This window comes from Aquabacterium sp. (genome assembly GCF_048860245.1).
GTDB lineage: Bacteria > Pseudomonadota > Gammaproteobacteria > Burkholderiales > Burkholderiaceae_C > Aquabacterium.
This window is the reverse complement of record NZ_JBLIZW010000070.1, coordinates 1-17,028: the sequence shown is the minus strand read 5'-3', so window position 1 is coordinate 17,028 and position 17,028 is coordinate 1. Positions and strand designations below refer to the sequence as shown.

The 17,028-nt window shown below is 64.3% G+C and carries 13 protein-coding genes; 12 read left to right on the top strand and 1 reads right to left on the bottom strand.

Annotated features, from left to right (window positions below):
• The first annotated feature begins 7 nt into the window (after positions 1-7).
• From ACMV18_RS07680 to ftsZ, 12 genes are read left to right on the top strand one after another with little or no spacing between them, the layout of a single operon-like run.
• Positions 8-1,909, top strand: coding sequence for a peptidoglycan D,D-transpeptidase FtsI family protein (locus tag ACMV18_RS07680; protein WP_374257554.1), 1,902 nt, complete (start codon positions 8-10; stop codon positions 1,907-1,909).
• The gene (locus ACMV18_RS07675) at positions 1,909-3,438 is read left to right on the top strand and encodes a UDP-N-acetylmuramoyl-L-alanyl-D-glutamate--2,6-diaminopimelate ligase (protein ID WP_420817346.1); all 1,530 of its coding nucleotides are present in this window, start codon (positions 1,909-1,911) and stop codon (positions 3,436-3,438) included. The genes ACMV18_RS07680 and ACMV18_RS07675 overlap by 1 nt, the downstream gene beginning before the upstream one ends.
• Positions 3,435-4,850 (top strand): UDP-N-acetylmuramoyl-tripeptide--D-alanyl-D-alanine ligase, encoded by a 1,416-nt coding sequence (locus tag ACMV18_RS07670; RefSeq protein WP_420817345.1) that lies wholly within the window; start codon positions 3,435-3,437, stop codon positions 4,848-4,850. The genes ACMV18_RS07675 and ACMV18_RS07670 overlap by 4 nt, the downstream gene beginning before the upstream one ends.
• On the top strand, positions 4,840-6,018 hold the full coding sequence (gene mraY / locus ACMV18_RS07665) for a phospho-N-acetylmuramoyl-pentapeptide-transferase (protein ID WP_374257516.1): 1,179 nt from the start codon (positions 4,840-4,842) through the stop codon (positions 6,016-6,018). Before ACMV18_RS07670 ends, mraY begins: the two co-directional genes overlap by 11 nt.
• Before the next feature lie 9 nt (positions 6,019-6,027).
• Complete coding sequence (gene murD / locus ACMV18_RS07660; RefSeq protein WP_420817344.1) at positions 6,028-7,824, top strand: UDP-N-acetylmuramoyl-L-alanine--D-glutamate ligase; 1,797 nt, start codon at positions 6,028-6,030, stop codon at positions 7,822-7,824.
• Complete coding sequence (gene ftsW / locus ACMV18_RS07655) at positions 7,821-9,095, top strand: putative lipid II flippase FtsW (RefSeq protein WP_374257514.1); 1,275 nt, start codon at positions 7,821-7,823, stop codon at positions 9,093-9,095. Before murD ends, ftsW begins: the two co-directional genes overlap by 4 nt.
• Positions 9,092-10,207, top strand: a complete 1,116-nt coding sequence (murG, locus tag ACMV18_RS07650) for an undecaprenyldiphospho-muramoylpentapeptide beta-N-acetylglucosaminyltransferase (protein ID WP_420817343.1) — start codon at positions 9,092-9,094, stop codon at positions 10,205-10,207. The genes ftsW and murG overlap by 4 nt, the downstream gene beginning before the upstream one ends.
• Positions 10,204-11,613 (top strand): UDP-N-acetylmuramate--L-alanine ligase, encoded by a 1,410-nt coding sequence (murC, locus tag ACMV18_RS07645; RefSeq protein ID WP_374257511.1) that lies wholly within the window; start codon positions 10,204-10,206, stop codon positions 11,611-11,613. Before murG ends, murC begins: the two co-directional genes overlap by 4 nt.
• A gap of 2 nt (positions 11,614-11,615) precedes the next feature.
• A complete protein-coding gene (locus ACMV18_RS07640) occupies positions 11,616-12,587 on the top strand; it encodes a D-alanine--D-alanine ligase (RefSeq protein WP_374257509.1) in 972 nt (323 codons plus the stop codon).
• 24 nt (positions 12,588-12,611) lie between these two features.
• A complete protein-coding gene (locus ACMV18_RS07635) occupies positions 12,612-13,451 on the top strand; it encodes a cell division protein FtsQ/DivIB (protein ID WP_420817342.1) in 840 nt (279 codons plus the stop codon).
• 13 nt (positions 13,452-13,464) lie between these two features.
• Positions 13,465-14,694: a cell division protein FtsA gene (ftsA, locus tag ACMV18_RS07630; RefSeq protein ID WP_420817341.1), complete on the top strand. Its 1,230-nt coding sequence runs from the start codon at positions 13,465-13,467 to the stop codon at positions 14,692-14,694.
• A gap of 57 nt (positions 14,695-14,751) precedes the next feature.
• The gene (gene ftsZ / locus ACMV18_RS07625) at positions 14,752-15,972 is read left to right on the top strand and encodes a cell division protein FtsZ (protein WP_420817340.1); all 1,221 of its coding nucleotides are present in this window, start codon (positions 14,752-14,754) and stop codon (positions 15,970-15,972) included.
• 145 nt (positions 15,973-16,117) lie between these two features.
• Here ftsZ and ACMV18_RS07620 read toward each other — a convergent pair whose 3' ends face one another.
• Positions 16,118-16,957 (bottom strand): AMP-binding enzyme, encoded by an 840-nt coding sequence (locus tag ACMV18_RS07620; RefSeq protein ID WP_420817339.1) that lies wholly within the window; start codon positions 16,955-16,957, stop codon positions 16,118-16,120.
• Positions 16,958-17,028 lie beyond the last annotated feature (71 nt).

The window sequence follows — 17,028 nt, the reverse complement described above, 5'->3', positions numbered from 1 at the left end:
TGAGTTCATGCGCCGTTTGCGAGGGCAACCGCGGAAGCAAAAAGCTTCGGCGGTGCCCACGGTGCGCTATGCCACCAGCCCGCTTTTGGCGTCGCGCACGCCGCCGTGGCGCGTGAAGTTTCTGATTGGCTGCATTGGCCTGGGTTTTGTGGTGTTGATCGGTCGTGCCGCGTGGGTGCAGATCATCGACAACGATTTCTACCTGCAGCAAGGTGCCAACCGCTATGAGCGTCGCATTGAGCTGCAAGCCAATCGTGGGCGCATCCTGGATCGCAATGGTGAGTTGCTGGCCTCCAGCGTGCCTTCGCCATCCCTGTGGGCCATCCCCAAGGACATGCAGGCCTCGACGGCTGAAGTGCAGTCTTTGGCGCGTCTGTTGGGCATGCCCCGTGCGGATCTGGAAAAGCGCCTGGCGTCCAACCCCAACTTCGTGTGGCTGCGTCGCAAGGTGGACGACAGCGTGGCGCAATCGGTGGCCGCCCTGAAGATCAAGGGTGTGTATGAGTTGCGCGAGTGGAAGCGGCAATACCCTGAAGGGGAATCGGCTGCCCACATCGTGGGCTTCACGAACATCGAAGACCAGGGTCAGGAAGGCATTGAGCTCGCTTACGAGAAGCAACTGGCCGGGCGCAATGGTTCGCGCCATGTGATCAAGGACCGCCTGGGTCGCGCGGTCGAGGCCGTGGGCGATGTGGTGCCCGCCGAAGATGGCGATGCCATCCGTTTGTCGATCGACGCCAAGATTCAGTTCTACGCCTATCAACGCATCCGCGATGCGGTCGAGCAGCACAAAGCCAAGGCGGGGAGCGTCGTGGTGCTGGATGCCGTGACCGGCGAAGTGCTGGCGCTGGCCAATGTGCCCAGCTACACCCCCGACAACCGCAGCAACCTGACGGGTGCGCAGTTGCGCAACCGTGCCTTGACCGACACATTTGAGCCTGGCTCCACCATGAAGCCGCTGATCGCGGCGCTGGCATTGGAGACGCATCGTGTGCGCCCGGACACGGTGATTTCGACCGCGCCGGGTCGCCTGACCATTGACGGGTCCACCATTTCCGATTCGCACCCGCACGGTGACCTGACCGTCGAGGAAGTGATCCAGAAGTCCAGCAACGTCGGCACGGCCAAGATGGCGCTGCAGATGCAGCCCCGCGAAATGTGGGAGATCTTCACGGCCGTTGGGTTGGGGCGCAAACCGCAACTCGGTTTCCCGGGGGCGGTGACCGGACGTCTGCGCCCCTACAAGTCGTGGCGTCGCATCGAGCAAGTCACCATGAGCTACGGCTATGGTTTGTCGGCCAGCCTCTTTCAGCTGGCGCAGGCTTACACCGTGTTTGCCAGCGATGGCGAATTGATTCCCATCACACTGATCAAACGGGATGCAGGGGAGGTGGCGCGGCAAACCGCCGGCGCTGACCAACCTCGCCCCGTTCTGGCTTTCAAGGCCGCCTTCCGCCCGGAGGCGGCTTCGTCACGTCCAGAGGCTCCCCAGAATGCCGAGCCTGTGCCCGTTCGTGGCACGCCTGTGATCTCGCCCGTTACCGCGCGCGCCGTGCGGCACATGTTGAACATGGTGACCGGCCCGGGCGGCACCGCGCCAAAGGCTCAAACCATGGGCTACAGCGTGGGCGGCAAGACCGGTACGGCGCACAAGCAAGAGGGCAAGGGTTACGCGGGCAACAAGTACCGCGCCTGGTTCGTGGGCATCGCGCCGATCAGCAAGCCGCGCATCGTGGTGGCCGTGATGGTGGACGAGCCCAGCAATGGGGTGTACTTCGGCGGTGAGGTGGCGGCACCGGTCTTCAGTCAGGTGGTCCAGCAGACCTTGAACCGTTTGGGTGTGTTGCCCGACATCGAAGTCCGCTCGCAGATCAGCACCACCGCGCCGGCCGAAGTGGAGAGTTTCTGATGACAAATGCCACGTTGATGCAGATGTCGGACGTTGCCCAAGTGCTGGCGTGGTTGCGCCAGCATGCGGTGTCGCAATTGACGGTGGATAGCCGTCAGGTGACGACCTTGTCGTCGCAAGGTGTGTGCTTCATCGCCTGGCCGGGCGCGGCACGTGATGGCCGGGCCTTCGTGGCGCAGGCTCTGCAAGAGGGCGCGCGCGCCTGCCTGGTCGAAGCTGAGGGCGTGGCGTCGTTTGCGTTTGCCGATCCACGCATCGTGGCTGTGCCGAACTTGAAAGCGCGTGTGGCCGAGATCGCGCATGGCTTCTATGGTGAGCCCAGCGCGGAACTGAGCGTGGTGGCCGTGACGGGCACCAACGGCAAGACCTCGACATCGTGGTGGACCTCGCAGGCCCTGACGGCGCTGGGTCAGCCGTGTGGTGTGATCGGGACCCTGGGTGTGGGGCAAGTGGGGGCTGGCAGTTTCGTCCCAACGGGCTTGACGACACCGGATCCCGTGACCTTGCACGCCACGTTCCGTCACTTTGTTCAGCAAGGCTTGAGCGCGGCCGCCATCGAGGCTTCGTCCATCGGGCTGGAAGAGTTGCGCTTGCACGCCACACACATTGACGTGGCGCAGTTCACCAATTTCACACAGGACCACCTGGACTACCACGGCAGCATGGAAGCCTATTGGTTGGCCAAGCGCGCCCTGTTCGACTGGCCCGGACTCAAGGCGGCCGTGATCAATCAGGACGATGCGATGGGCTATCGGCTGGCTGAGCATGCCCGTGCGCGCGGGTTGGATGTGTGGACGTATGGCCTGAATGGGCCGGTTCGCCTGCAGGCCATCGATGTGACGTATCAGCCCAATGGCCTGAGCTTCACGGTTCTGGAGCGGCACGCCTCGCTCGACGCGGTGTCGGATCAGGCGGTGGTGCAAGCACCGGTCATCGGGGCGTTCAATGTGGCCAACCTGCTGGCGGTGCTGGGCGCCTTGCGTGCCAAAGGGTTTGCCTTGCACACGGCCGCGAAGGCCTGCAGTCGTCTGGTGGCTGTGCCAGGTCGCATGCAACTGGTGCCTGCGACCGCTGTTCAGCCCCTGGTCGCCGTGGACTACGCCCACACGCCCGATGCCTTGAGTCAGGCCTTGCAGGCCTTGCGTCCGGTGGCCACGGCGCGCGGCGGCAAGCTGTGGTGCGTGTTTGGCTGTGGCGGCGATCGTGATCCGATCAAGCGTCCTCTGATGGGCGCCGTGGCCGAGCAGCACGCTGACCGTGTCGTGTTGACCAGCGACAACCCGCGCAGCGAATCGCCTGCGCTCATCTTGTCGCAAATCCTGGCGGGTATTGCGCGCCAGGATGGTGTGGATGTGCTGGAAGACCGGCGTGAAGCCATTGCACATGCGCTCACCCAGGCACTGCCGGAAGACGTGGTGCTGGTTGCCGGCAAGGGGCATGAGTCCACGCAAGACATTGCAGGCACCAAGTTGCCATTCAGTGATCCAGATGAGGCTGCGGCTGCGCTGGCCAAGCGAGGTGCCGCATGAGCGACATGATGATGACCTTGGGCCAGGCCCATTCACTGCTGCCTGGCTCGGTGTTGCATGGGGATCCCGCCACGCCGATTGGCCGGGTGCACACCGATACCCGCACCTTGCAGGCAGGCGATCTGTTTCTGGCGTTGCGCGGCGAGCGCTTTGACGCGCACGATTTCCTGCCGCACGTTGCCCAGTCTGGCGCGTCGGCCGTGATCGCACAGCGTGGTGTGGCCGCCAGTGGTCTGCCTGGTTTGACGGTGGTGGACACCCGTGCCGCCTTGGGCCACCTGGCCGCCTCTTGGCGTGCTCGCTTTGACATGCCTTTGATCGGCGTCACCGGCAGCAATGGCAAGACCACCGTGACGCAGATGATCGCCTCGATCCTGCGCACTTGGATGGCCGAGCAAGGTCATCCCGATGCGGCGCTGGCCACCGTGGGCAACTTCAACAACGACATCGGCGTGCCCTTGACCTTGTTGCGCTTGCGTGAAGGGGTGCACCGTTGTGCCGTGGTCGAGTTGGGCATGAACCATCCCGGCGAGATCGAGCAACTGGCCGCCATTGCGGCACCCACGGTGGGGGTGGTGAACAACGCCCAGCGCGAGCATCAGGAATTCATGCACACCGTTGAAGCGGTGGCACGTGAAAACGGCGCCGTCCTGCATTCGCTCAGCCGCTCGGGGACCGCTGTGTTCCCGGCCGATGACGCGCATGCAGCCATCTGGCGCGAGCAAGCGACGGGCTATGCCACGGTCGATTTCGCCACCGAAGGTGAGGCTGCCGTCACGGGCCGCGCGCAGTGGCACGCGGAGCCATCACCGCATTGGGTGATCGAGATGGCCACCCAGCACGGACTGGCCCAAGTGGCCTTGCGCATGGCGGGTCAGCACAACGTGCGCAATGCGTTGGCTGCCACGGCCGCCACATTGAGCGCCGGGGTTCCCTTGCACACGGTGGTTCGCGGGCTGGAGGCATTCGAACCCGTCAAGGGTCGTTCGCAATTGCGCTGCATCACGGTGGGTGGCCGCCCGGTCACCTTGGTCGACGACAGCTACAACGCCAACCCCGATTCGGTGCGTGCGGCCATCGACATGCTGGCTGGCTTGCCTGGGCCCCATTGGCTCGTGCTGGGTGACATGGGCGAGGTGGGCACGCAAGGCCCAGCCTTCCATGAGGAAGTGGGTGCCTATGCCCGCGAGCGTGGCATCGAACACGTCTGGACTGCTGGTGCATTGTGCGCGCACACCGCACAGGTGCTGGGGGCGTCCGCCCGTCATTTCAACAGTGCGGCAGACATCGTCGCCGCATTGCCGACACCTGCCGATGCGCCTCATGCGGCGTCGGTACTGGTCAAAGGTTCTCGATTCATGAAGATGGAACAAGTTGTCAACGTCCTCGCCGGAGGTGCCCATGCTGCTTAATCTGGCGCTTTGGTTGCAAGGGCTGCACCCCGAATGGGGCTTCCTGCGGGTCTTCCAATACCTGACGTTCCGCTCGGTGATGGCGGCCATGACGGCCCTGATCATCGGCTTGTTGCTGGGGCCGTATGTCATCCGCAAGCTGACCGAACTCAAGATTGGTCAGCCCATCCGCGAGTACGGCGTGCAGACGCATTTGGCCAAGCGCGGCACCCCCACCATGGGCGGCGCGCTGATCTTGCTGTCGATTGGTCTGTCGACCCTGTTGTGGTTCGACTGGAACAACCGCTTCGTGTGGATCGTGATGATCGTGACGACCGGCTTCGGCGCCATTGGCTGGGTGGATGACTGGCGCAAAGTCGTGCTGAAAGACCCTGAGGGCATGCCCTCTCGCGAGAAGTACTTCTGGCAGTCCCTCATTGGCTTGTTCGCAGCCATCTACCTGGCTTTCAACGTCTCCGAAGTGAACGCCCTGCGCGTGCTGGAGTTGTTTGGCCGCTGGGTGGCATCGGGCTTCTCGAATGACCTGCCTCCCAAGGCTGACTTGATCGTACCGTTCTTCAAGACCGTGAGCTACCCGCTGGGTGTGTGGGGCTTCATGGTGTTGACCTACATCGTGATTGTGGGCACGTCCAATGCCGTCAACCTGACCGATGGCCTGGATGGCCTGGCCATCATGCCTGTGGTGATGGTGTCGGCCGCGCTGGGCATTTTTGCCTACGTGACCGGCAATGCCGTCTTCGCCAAATACCTTTTGCTGCCCCACATTCCGGGCGCGGGGGAGTTGCTGGTGTTCTGCGCGGCACTGTCGGGGGCGGGCTTGGCCTTCCTCTGGTTCAACGCCTATCCAGCACAGGTCTTCATGGGGGACGTGGGCGCCCTGGCTTTGGGCGGGGCGCTGGGCACCATCGCCGTGATCGTGCGCCAGGAAATCGTGCTGGCCTTCATGGGCGGCGTGTTCGTGCTCGAAGCGCTGTCGGTGATGCTGCAAGTCAGCTACTTCAAGTACACGAAGAAGAAATACGGCGAAGGCCGCCGCATCTTGCTGATGGCGCCTTTGCACCACCACTTTGAAAAGTCTGGCTGGAAAGAGACGCAGGTCGTGGTCCGCTTCTGGATCATCACCATGCTGCTTTGTCTACTGGGCCTGTCCACCCTCAAGCTGCGCTGATCGTTCGTCATGCATGACCTTCACAACCTCACTGTGCTGATCCTGGGTCTGGGTGACTCGGGCTTGGCCATGGCGCGCTGGTGTGCGCGGTGTGGAGCCCAGGTGCGTGTGGCCGACACACGGGCTCAGCCGCCCCAGGCCGCGACCTTGGCAGCCGATGTGCCGCACGCCACGCTGCACCACGGGCTGGATGTGACCTTGCTGGACGGGGTGAATCTGGTCTTGAAAAGCCCTGGCCTGATGCCCAATGCTCCGGATGTCGCCGCCTTGACGGCCCGGGCTGATGCCTTGGGCATTCCGGTGCGCGGTGAACTGGCCTTGTTTGCTTCTGCGTTGGCCGACCTGAAGACCGATCTGGGTTATGCGCCGAAGGTGGTGGCCATCACGGGCACCAACGGCAAAACGACCACCACCTCGCTGACCGCGCAACTGATTGAGCGTGCGGGCCTGCGCGTGGGGCTTGCGGGCAACATCGGTCCGACCTTGCTCGATACCTTGCGTGTGGCATTGGACGCTGAACCTGTGCGCGAAGCACAAGCAGAGGCGGTGGTGCTGCCATGCGAGGCTGAGGCGGGCATGACGGCCGCCGCAGCCACCGATGTGTCCGCCCTGTCGAACGATGGCGAGGCGGCTGACGTGGCCGAGGCGCCGCAGGACGTGGAAGACGATGTGGCGACCCAGGATGCCGCCGAGACGCTGATCGACGATGCCGATGCCCCCTTGATCGAGCTGACGCCGCCGCCCCCGGCCGCGCCGGTGTTCGAGGTGCTGCCCGACGCGTGGGTGCTCGAACTGTCGAGCTTCCAGTTGGATGGCGTCACCAACTTTGATCCCGACGCGTCGGTCGTCCTCAACATCACGCAAGACCACTTGGACTGGCATGGCTCGATGGCGGCTTATGCCGCAGCCAAGGCACGCATCTATGGCCAGAACGCAGTGATGGTCATCAACCGTGACGATGCCGAGGTGGACGCCATGGTGCCGCCACCCGAGGTGATCAAGTCCGGCGTGCGCGGCCGTCCGGCCAAGCTGGTGCACCGCCGCGTGGTGCGTTTCGGGCTGGACGCACCGCGTCACCCGGGCGACTTCGGACTGGTGACCGAGTCGGGCATGGCCTGGCTGGTGCGGGCCCGCGAAGCCGATCCCACCATCAAGCGCAAGAAGGGCGAGCCCGAAGAAGAGATCATCCTGCAGCGCCTGATGCCTGCCGATGCCTTGCGTATCCGCGGCCGGCACAATGCGTCGAACGCCCTGGCTGCGCTGGCTTTGGCAACCGCCATCGGTTGCCCCCTGGCGCCCATGCTGCACGGTTTGCGGGAATACCGTGGCGAGCCGCATCGCGTCGAGCATGTGGCCACTGTGACGGGCATCGATGCCATCGACGATTCCAAGGGCACCAACGTGGGCGCTACCGTGGCGGCCTTGTTGGGCTTGGGCGCGGATCTGTCGCCCGGCAAGCTGGTGGTGATTTTGGGTGGGGACGGCAAGGGGCAGGACTTTGCGCCTCTGGCTGAGCCCGTCAGCCGGTTCGCCCGCGCGGTGGCCTTGATTGGCCGCGATGCGCAGGCCATTGGCGCCGTGCTGGCCGACGTGACGACGCCGTCGGGTGAAGCCCTGACGCTGTGCGCGCACGACAGCCTGGAAGCTGCCACTCGCTGGGCGTTTGAACAGGCGCAAGCAGGGGATGCCGTGCTGTTGAGCCCGGCTTGCGCCAGCCTGGACATGTTCCGCAATTACGCGCATCGCGCCCAAGTGTTCGTGGACACCGTGCGCGAACTGGCGATCGACCGTGGGGAGATGGCATGACCGATTCCACCCGTCGTTCCTGGTTGTCGTCTGTGCTGAGTGCCGTGCGCGCTCGGCTCGGTCACGCCCAGGCCGAAGGGGTGGGCGTGTTGCCGGTCCGCGATTTCGTCAACGTGAACTCCGGGCAGCCATCGCGCTTGATGGGCTTTGATCAGCCCTTGGTCTGGGTCACGCTGGCGCTCTTGCTGATGGGCCTGGTCATGGTCTATTCGGCGACGATTGCCTTGCCGGACAGCCCCCGGTTTGCCAATTACACGCCGACCTTTTTCTTCCAGCGCCACATGATCGCCATTGCCATGGCGGTTGCCGTGGCGGCGGTGGTGACGCAGGTGCCGATGTCCAGTTGGGAGCGCATGGCGCCTTGGCTGTTTGTGGCGTCCCTCGTGCTGCTGGTGCTGGTGTTGATCCCGCACGTGGGCAAAGTCGTTTACGGTGCGCGACGCTGGTTGCCACTGGGCTTCATGAACTTCCAGCCCTCTGAGCTGGCCAAGCTGGCCATCGTGCTGTATGCGTCGGACTACATGGTCCGCAAGATGGAAGTCAAAGAGCACTTCTTCCGTGCGGTGGCGCCCATGGCCGTTGCGGTCGGCGTGGTGGGCTTGCTCTTGCTGGCCGAGCCCGACATGGGCGCCTTCATGGTGATCGCCACGATTGCCATGGCGATCCTGTTCCTGGGCGGGGTCAATGGCCGGATGTTCTTCCTGATCACGGCCGTGCTGCTGGGTGCGTTCGTGCTGATGATCACCCTGAGCCCGTGGCGCCGCGAGCGCATCTTCGCCTACCTCGACCCCTGGTCTGAGCACAACGCGCTGGGCAAGGCCTACCAGTTGACGCATTCGCTGATCGCGTTCGGCCGTGGCGAAATCTTTGGCGAAGGCCTGGGTTCCAGTCTGGAAAAACTGCACTACCTGCCCGAGGCCCACACCGACTTCTTGCTGGCCGTGATTGGCGAAGAGCTGGGCTTCGTGGGCGTGGCCATCGTCATCCTGACCTTCTTCTGGTTGGTGGTGCGTCTGTTCAACATTGGTCGTCAGGCCATCGCGCTGGACCGCGTGTTTTCGGGGCTGGTCGCGCAAGGCGTGGCGGTGTGGATGGGTGGTCAGAGCTTCATCAACATGGGTGTGAACCTGGGCGTGTTGCCCACGAAAGGCCTGACCTTGCCTTTGATGAGTTTTGGTGGATCCGGCGTGATGCTCAACTGCATTGCCCTGGCGATCTGCCTGCGAGTGGACATGGAAAACCGACAACTGATGCGAGGAGGTCGCGTATGAGCACCACACCTCGTCACCTCGTGATCATGGCTGCGGGCACCGGCGGGCACATCATGCCCGGTCTGGCTGTGGCCGAAGACATGAAGCGCCGTGGCTGGACCGTGAGCTGGCTGGGCACCGAGAACGGCATGGAAAACCGCCTGGTGCCGCCCGCGGGCATCGAGCTGGACAAGATCACTTTCTCAGGCCTGCGTGGCAAAGGCTTCAAGGGCGGCCTGCAAGGCGCGCTCAAGCTGGTCAAGAGCTTTGCCGAGTGCTGGTCCATCCTGCGCAAGCGCCAGGCCACGGCGGTGCTGGGCATGGGCGGCTATGTGTGCTTCCCCGGCGGGCTGATGGCCAAGCTGCGTGGGCTGCCGTTGATCATGGTCAATGCCGACGCCGCCCTGCTGCTGAGCAACAAAGCCCTGCTGCCCATCACCGATGTGCTGGCTTGTGGTTTTGATGGCGCGGCTTCGCAGCGCAGCGTCGCACGCGTCACGGGCAACCCTGTGCGCGCCGAGATCGAAGCCATTGCACCGCCCGATCAGCGTTTTGCCGACCGTGACGGTCCGCTGCGCATTCTCGTGGTGGGCGGTAGCCTGGGCGCCAAAGCCTTGAACGATGCCGTGCCGCAGGCGCTGGCGCGCCTGCCTGTGGATCAGCGTCCGCGCATCACCCATCAGACCGGCATGGCCAACTTCGCCGAAGTGAAGGCTGACTACGTCAAGGCAGGTCTGGATCCGGCCAAGGACGCCGAGGTCTTGCCCTTCATCAACAACATGGCCAAGCGCCTGGCCGAGTGCGATGTCATCATCTGCCGCGCCGGGGCGATCACCGTCAGCGAACTGTGCGCCGCCGGTGTGCCCAGCATCCTGATTCCGCTGGTGGTGTCGACCACCGCGCATCAGCGTGACAACGCCGAGTACATGGACCAGCATGGCGCAGCCGTGCACCTGCCCCAAGCCGAGCTCAACGCCGAGTCGCTGGCCGCGCGTCTGCAGGCCATGAACCGGGATGACCTGTTGGTCATGGCACGTCGGGCACGCAAGCTGGGCCGCTTGCAAGCTGCCGCCGCGGTGGCCGATGCCATTGAGCAGCAAGTGCAGCCAGCATCCAAGGGAGCGTCGGCATGAAGCACGCCGTCAAACGCATTCATTTTGTGGGCATCGGTGGGGCCGGCATGAGCGGCATCGCCGAGATCCTGCACAACCTCGGCTATGTCGTGTCGGGCTCTGACCAGGCCGACAGCGCGACCTCGCGCCGTCTGGCCTCGCTGGGCATCCAGGTGCATGTCGGTCACGACGCGGCGCACATCGACGGCGCGGAAGCGGTCGTCACCTCCACGGCCGTCAAGGGCGACAACCCGGAAGTCATCGCGGCACGCGCCAAGCGCATCCCGGTGGTGCCGCGCGCCGTGATGCTGGCCGAATTGATGCGCCTGCGCAAGGGCATCGCCATCGCCGGCACCCATGGCAAGACCACGACTACCTCGCTGGTGACGGCCATCCTGACCGAAGCAGGTGTGGACCCCACCTTCGTGATCGGTGGCAAGCTGCACAGCGCCGGGGCCAACTCGGCCTTGGGCAAGGGCGAGTTCATCGTGGTGGAGGCCGATGAGTCGGACGCCTCCTTCCTGAACCTGATGCCTGTGTTGTCGGTGGTGACCAACATCGACGCCGATCACATGGACACCTATGGGCACGACTTCGCCAAGCTGAAGCAGGCCTTCGTGGACTTCCTGCACCGCATGCCCTTCTACGGCTCGGCCATCCTGTGTGCGGATGATCCCGGCGTGCGCTCCATCATTCCGATGGTGTCGCGTCCCGTCATCACCTATGGCTTTGGTGAAGACGCGCAGGTGCGCGCCGTCAACGTCGAGGCCTTGCCCGGTGGCCAGATGCGTTTTGATGTGCAGCGTCGCAATGGCACCGTGATGCCCGACATCACCGTGACCCTGAACCTGCCGGGCGTGCACAACGTGCTCAACGCCCTGGCTGCGATTGCCGTCGCCACCGAGATTGAGTTGCCCGATGAGCCGATCATCCGTGCGCTGGGTGCGTTCACGGGCGTGGGCCGTCGCTTCCAGCGTTATGGCGATCACCCGGCTGCCGACGGTGGCCGATTCACACTGATCGACGACTACGGCCATCACCCCGTCGAGATGGCGGCTGTCATCAGCGCGGCGCGAGGCGCCTTCCCGGGGCAACGCCTGATGCTGGCCTTCCAGCCGCACCGATTCACCCGTACGCGCGACTGTTTTGAAGATTTCGTGAAGGTCCTGGGCACGGCCGATGCCGTGTTGCTGACCGAGGTCTACGCCGCTGGCGAGGCACCCATCGTGGCCGCCGATGGCCGCGCGCTGACCCGTGCCGTGCGCGTGTCGGGCAAGGTCGAGCCCGTCTTTGTGGACGATGTGGCCGAACTGCCCCAGGCCATTGCCGCCAACGCGCGGGGTGGCGACGTCGTCATCTGCATGGGTGCCGGCTCGATTGGCACCGTGGCCGCCAAGACCGCTGAACTGTTGAAGGACAAGAACTGATCATGAGCACCGTTTCCCTCAAGGCCCCTGCAGTGAATCCGGCCGACCTGGGCAAGGTGGCCGTGCTGTTCGGTGGTTCGTCTGCCGAGCGCGATGTGTCGTTGATGTCGGGCGCAGGCGTGCTCAAGGCCCTGCAATCGCAAGGCGTGAATGCCTTCGCGTTTGATCCCGCTGAGCGCCCGCTGCAAGAGCTGAAGGCCGAAGGCGTGGATCGCTGCTTCATCGCCCTGCATGGCCGCGGCGGCGAAGACGGTACCGTGCAAGGGGCCTTGGAACTGTTGAAGATCCCGTACACCGGCTCGGGCGTCATGGCGTCGTCCATCGCCATGGACAAGATCATGACCAAGCGCATCTGGCGCTTTGAAGGCTTGCCCACACCTGACTGGCGCATGGTGGCCAATGCCCATGAGTGCGAGCAGGCGCTGGTGGCGCTCGGTGCCCCCATGATCGTCAAGCCTGCTCGCGAAGGCTCGTCCATCGGTCTGACCAAGGTGACCGATGCTTCGCAATGCGCAGCGGCCTACGCGGCCGCGGCCCAGCACGATCCGGAAGTGCTGTGCGAACAGTTCATCGACGGCGAAGAGACCACCTGTCCTGTGCTGATCGTGGAGGGGCAGGCTCAGGCCTTGCCCGTGATCCGCATCCAGGCTCCTGATGGCAACTACGACTACCAGAACAAGTACTTCACCGACGACGTGCGCTACCTGTGTCCGAGCGGTCTGGATGCGGCCGAAGAGGCCGAAATCCAGCGCGAGGTCGTGCGCGCGTTCAAGACGCTGGGCTGCCGCGGCTGGGCCCGCGCCGACGTCATGATCCGCAAGAGCGACCGTCAACCTTTCCTGCTTGAGATCAACACCTCTCCTGGCATGACCAGCCACTCGCTGGTGCCCATGTCGGCCAAGGTGGCAGGCTTGAGCTACGAACAATTGTGTGTGCACCTGCTGGCTGCTGCCAGCCTGGATGCACAAGCCTGAACCGACAAGGACTGAAAGCCCGCCATGCAGGCCGCCGCCGCCCTCAACCAATACCGCTCAACCAGCGAGGTGCCGCAAGACATCCGCTGGATGAACGCGGCCGCGCTTGCGCTGGTCGGGGTGGTGGTGTGCATGCTGATCGCGTCGGGCTTGTCCAAGCTGACCCGTCTGCCGTACTTCAACCTGCAGCGCGTGCAGCTGGAGGGCGACCTGTCGCGCAACAACGTGGCCACCGTCCGCGCCAACATCGTGCCTCGCATGGATGGCGGGTTCTTCAGTGTTGACTTGAGCCGTGCGCGCGATGTGTTCGAGGCTGTGCCCTGGGTTCGCAAGGCCGTGGTGCGCCGCGTGTGGCCCAACGAGTTGCGTGTGGTGCTCGAAGAGCATCGCCCGGCCGCCTACTGGCACCACGAGGACCGTGACGACCAGCTGGTCAACACCTTTGGTGAAGTCTTCGATGCCAACCTCGGTGATGTGGAAGACGAGCACCTGCCTACGCTGGAGGCGCCGGCCAATCCGGAGTCGCGTGATGCCGCGCTGATGTTGAACATGCTGCATCGCCTGACCCCGGTGCTCAAGCCCTTGGGCGACATCGAAACCCTCAAGCTCACCGAGCGAGGCTCGTGGTCGGTCGTGCTGGACAACGACGCCGTCGTCGAACTCGGCCGGGGGGGCGAAGAAGAGGTGCTGGCCCGCACGGCACGCTTCGTGCACACCTTACCCCAATTGCAAAGGCAATACGCAGCCCCGCTGTCGTATGCCGACCTTCGATATCCGGAAGGGTATGCCGTGAAGATGAGAGGTCTGACGACCTTGAACGTTCCCAACGGCAAATCCAAACCCACTCAGTCTTCAACCCGATAACGCAACACACACCATGGCCAAGGAATACAAGGATCTGGTCGTCGGACTCGACATCGGCACCGCCAAGGTGATGGCGGTCGTGGCCGAGGTCATGCCCGGTGGCGACCTGTGGATTGCCGGCCTGGGCATGGCGCCCAGCCACGGTCTCAAGCGCGGTGTGGTGGTCAACATCGACGCCACCGTGCAGTCCATTCAACAGGCACTCAAAGAGGCCGAGTTGATGGCCGACTGCAAGATCAGCCGCGTGTGGACCGGCATCACCGGCAGCCACATCCGCGGCCAGAACAGCACGGGCATGGTCATCGTCCGCGACAAGGAAGTGGCGCCCATTGATGTGCAGCGTGTGGTGGAAACCGCCAAGGCCATCAACATTCCCAACGACCAAAGACTCTTGCTGGTTGAGCCTCAGGAGTTCATCATTGATGGACATGAGGTCAAAGAGCCGATTGGCATGAGCGGCGGTCGTCTGGAGGTCAAAGTCCACATCGTGACCGGTGCACAAAGTGCCGCGGAAAACATCGTGAAATGCGTGCGTCGTTGCGGTCTGGAAGCCGAGCAGTTGGTGCTCAATCCCAGCGCCTCCAGCGCCGCCGTCCTGACCGAAGACGAGAAGTCCCTGGGCGTGGCCCTGGTGGACATCGGTGCCGGCACCACGGACGTGTCCATCTTCACCGATGGCGCTGTGCGACACACCGCAGTGATCCCTATTGCAGGCGACCTGATCACCAGCGATATTGCGATGGCCTTGCGCACGCCGACCAAGGACGCGGAAGACATCAAAGTGGATTACGGCGTGGCCAAGCAACTGCTGGCCGACCCCAACGAACATGTCGAAGTGCCCGGCTTGGGCGATCGCGCACCGCGCATGCTCTCACGTCAGGCTTTGGCTGGCGTGATCGAGCCGCGGGTGGAAGAGATTTTCTCGCTGGTTCACCAGGTGATCCGCGAGTCTGGTTACGAGGAACTGTTGTCGTCGGGCATTGTCCTGACGGGCGGCTCGGCGGTCATGCCCGGCATGGTCGAACTGGCCGAAGACATCTTCCTCAAGCCTGTGCGCAAGGGGACGCCCTTGTACGCAGGCCCCCTCCACGACATGGTGGCCAGCCCCCGCTCGGCCACCGTCATGGGCTTGCTCGAAGAGGCAAGACTCGCGCGCACGCGCGGGATGAAGGCGGCGCAGCAGGTCGGGTCGGTTCAGACCCTGTTCGGCCGCGTGCGCGACTGGTTCGTAGGCAGTTTCTAAAAAATAGTTTTTCTCACGATTTCAACCGGCAACCGTTAGACAAGAGAGAGGTACGACATGGCCATCGAGATGATCGACAACTTTGACATGGGCACACAGATCAAGGTGATCGGCGTGGGCGGCGGCGGCGGTAACGCTGTCGAGCACATGATCAGCGAGAGCGTGCAAGGCGTGCAGTTCATCTGCGCGAACACCGACTCGCAGGCACTCAACCGCTCCAGCGCCGAAGTGCTGCTGCAACTGGGCAATTCGGGCCTGGGCGCTGGCGCCAAGCCTGAAGCCGGCAAGGCCGCGGCCGAAGAGGCCGTGGACCAGATCCGCAACGCGCTGGACGGAGCCCACATGGTCTTCATCACTGCCGGCATGGGCGGCGGCACCGGCACCGGCGCCGCACCCGTGATCGCCCGTGTGGCCAAGGAAATGGGCATCCTGACCGTCGGCGTGGTAACCAAGCCTTTCGACTTCGAAGGCAACCGCCGTCTGAAGCAGGCCGATGCCGGTCTGGCCGAACTCGAGGCCAATGTCGACTCGCTGATCGTCGTCCTCAACGAGAAGCTGCTGGAAGTCATGGGTGACGACGTCACCCAGGAAGAAGCCTTCGGCAAGGCCAACGACGTGCTGAAAAATGCCGTCGGCGGCATCTCGGACATCATCCACATTCCCGGCCTGGTGAACGTCGACTTCGAAGACGTCAAGACCGTGATGAGCGAGCCGGGCAAGGCCATGATGGGCACCGCCACCGCCGGTGGTCCGGACCGCGCCACCAAGGCGGCCGAAGCTGCCGTGGCCTGCCCGCTGCTGGAAGGCATCGACCTGTCGGGCGCCCGTGGCGTGCTGGTGCTGATCGCCGCCTCGAAGGCCACCTTCAAGCTGAGCGAGTCGCGCAACGCGATGAACACCATTCGCCGCTACGCCGCCGAAGACGCACACGTGATCTACGGTACGGCCTACGACGAAAGCCTGGGCGACCAACTGCGCGTGACCGTGATCGCCACGGGCCTGAGCTCGGCCAAGCGTGCCGCCGCCCCGATGACCGTGGTGCACAGCGCCCTGCGCACCGGCACCGACAACATCCCCGTGCTGACCGACCCGGTGGCCCCGCACCCGAGCGGCCTGGGCATGGGCCGTGCCAGCGCCGGTGGTGACTTCAGTGGCCTGAACACCCCGAGCGTGTGGCGCAGTGGCCGCACCCAGGCGGCTGCCAAGGTGGACACGCTGGCCAGCAACGGCATGGACGAGATCGAGATCCCCGCCTTCCTGCGTCGTCAGGCCGACTGATCTCGCGCTCTCTCTCGTTGTTGCCATTTTCCCCCTGCGCCTTGCCGGTCGCAGGGGGTTTTTGGCCGTTGTTGTTTGAACCTCGTTCTGAATTCGACCTGGGACTGAACCGGGCGATCCAGCGGATGCGCTGAGATGCCAAGCGTCAGTCGAACCGGTGTGTGCCGGCCGACAAGGCCTGCCAGATCTCGCCTGTCATGGGCATGTAACCGCCGGGTGTGAGCACATACAAGGCATCGTGGACCACGGTCGGGTCATAGCCTTCTCGCTTGAGCACCACCTTGCTGTACTTGAACGTGGCGGTCACCGCATGGTCGTCGCGCAGCCGCAGGAACAGCGGCACCGCATAGCGCGGCAGTTGGGTGTACAGCGCGCGCGCCAGCGCCATCCCGTCCAGCGGCTGATCCGGTGAGCGCAAGGTCAACGCCGCCATGCCCGCCCGTCCGTCGGTGCCCGGCACCGTCACCCCGTACACCACCGCTTCCGCCACCTCCGGCTGATGCGCGAGCACGCCTTCCACCTCGGTGGTCGCCACGTTCTCGCCCTTCCAGCGGAAGGTGTCACCCAGGCGATCCACGAACTGCATGTGATGCAGACCTTGGTGCCGCACCAGGTCGCCGGTGTTGAACCAGGCGTCGCCTTTCTTGAAGACGTTGCGCAGCACCTTGGCTTCGGTTGCCTTGGCATCGGTGTAGCCGTCCAGCGGCGCGCGGGTGGTGATCTCGGTGATGAGCAGCCCGACCTCGCCGCGCTGGACCCGGCTCATATGCTGCCTGCGGCCGCTGCGCACCGGCTGTTCGGTGTCCAGGTCCATGCGCACGATGGCATAAGACAGCGGGCACAGCCCCGTGGTGCGCGGCAGGCCCAGGGCGTTGATGAAGGCCAGGTTGCATTCGCTGGCCGTGTAGAACTCGGCGATGTGCTCGATGCCGAAGCGCTGCTGGAAAGCGTCCCAGATTTCTGGTCGCAGGCCATTGCCGATCATGGCTGCTGATCTGGGGGGGGGGGGGGGGGGGGGGGGGGGGGGGGGGGGGGGGGGGGGGGGGGGGGGGGGGG

Coding starts and splice junctions, on each gene's coding strand:
- ACMV18_RS07670 (WP_420817345.1), top strand. CDS start 3,435: ATGAGCGACATGATGATGACCTTGGGCCAGGCCCATTCACTGCTGCCT.
- ACMV18_RS07675 (WP_420817346.1), top strand. CDS start 1,909: ATGACAAATGCCACGTTGATGCAGATGTCGGACGTTGCCCAAGTGCTG.
- ACMV18_RS07680 (WP_374257554.1), top strand. CDS start 8: ATGCGCCGTTTGCGAGGGCAACCGCGGAAGCAAAAAGCTTCGGCGGTG.
- mraY (WP_374257516.1), top strand. CDS start 4,840: ATGCTGCTTAATCTGGCGCTTTGGTTGCAAGGGCTGCACCCCGAATGG.
- ACMV18_RS07635 (WP_420817342.1), top strand. CDS start 12,612: ATGCAGGCCGCCGCCGCCCTCAACCAATACCGCTCAACCAGCGAGGTG.
- ftsZ (WP_420817340.1), top strand. CDS start 14,752: ATGGCCATCGAGATGATCGACAACTTTGACATGGGCACACAGATCAAG.
- murG (WP_420817343.1), top strand. CDS start 9,092: ATGAGCACCACACCTCGTCACCTCGTGATCATGGCTGCGGGCACCGGC.
- murC (WP_374257511.1), top strand. CDS start 10,204: ATGAAGCACGCCGTCAAACGCATTCATTTTGTGGGCATCGGTGGGGCC.
- ACMV18_RS07640 (WP_374257509.1), top strand. CDS start 11,616: ATGAGCACCGTTTCCCTCAAGGCCCCTGCAGTGAATCCGGCCGACCTG.
- ftsW (WP_374257514.1), top strand. CDS start 7,821: ATGACCGATTCCACCCGTCGTTCCTGGTTGTCGTCTGTGCTGAGTGCC.
- murD (WP_420817344.1), top strand. CDS start 6,028: ATGCATGACCTTCACAACCTCACTGTGCTGATCCTGGGTCTGGGTGAC.
- ACMV18_RS07620 (WP_420817339.1), bottom strand. CDS start 16,957: ATGATCGGCAATGGCCTGCGACCAGAAATCTGGGACGCTTTCCAGCAG.
- ftsA (WP_420817341.1), top strand. CDS start 13,465: ATGGCCAAGGAATACAAGGATCTGGTCGTCGGACTCGACATCGGCACC.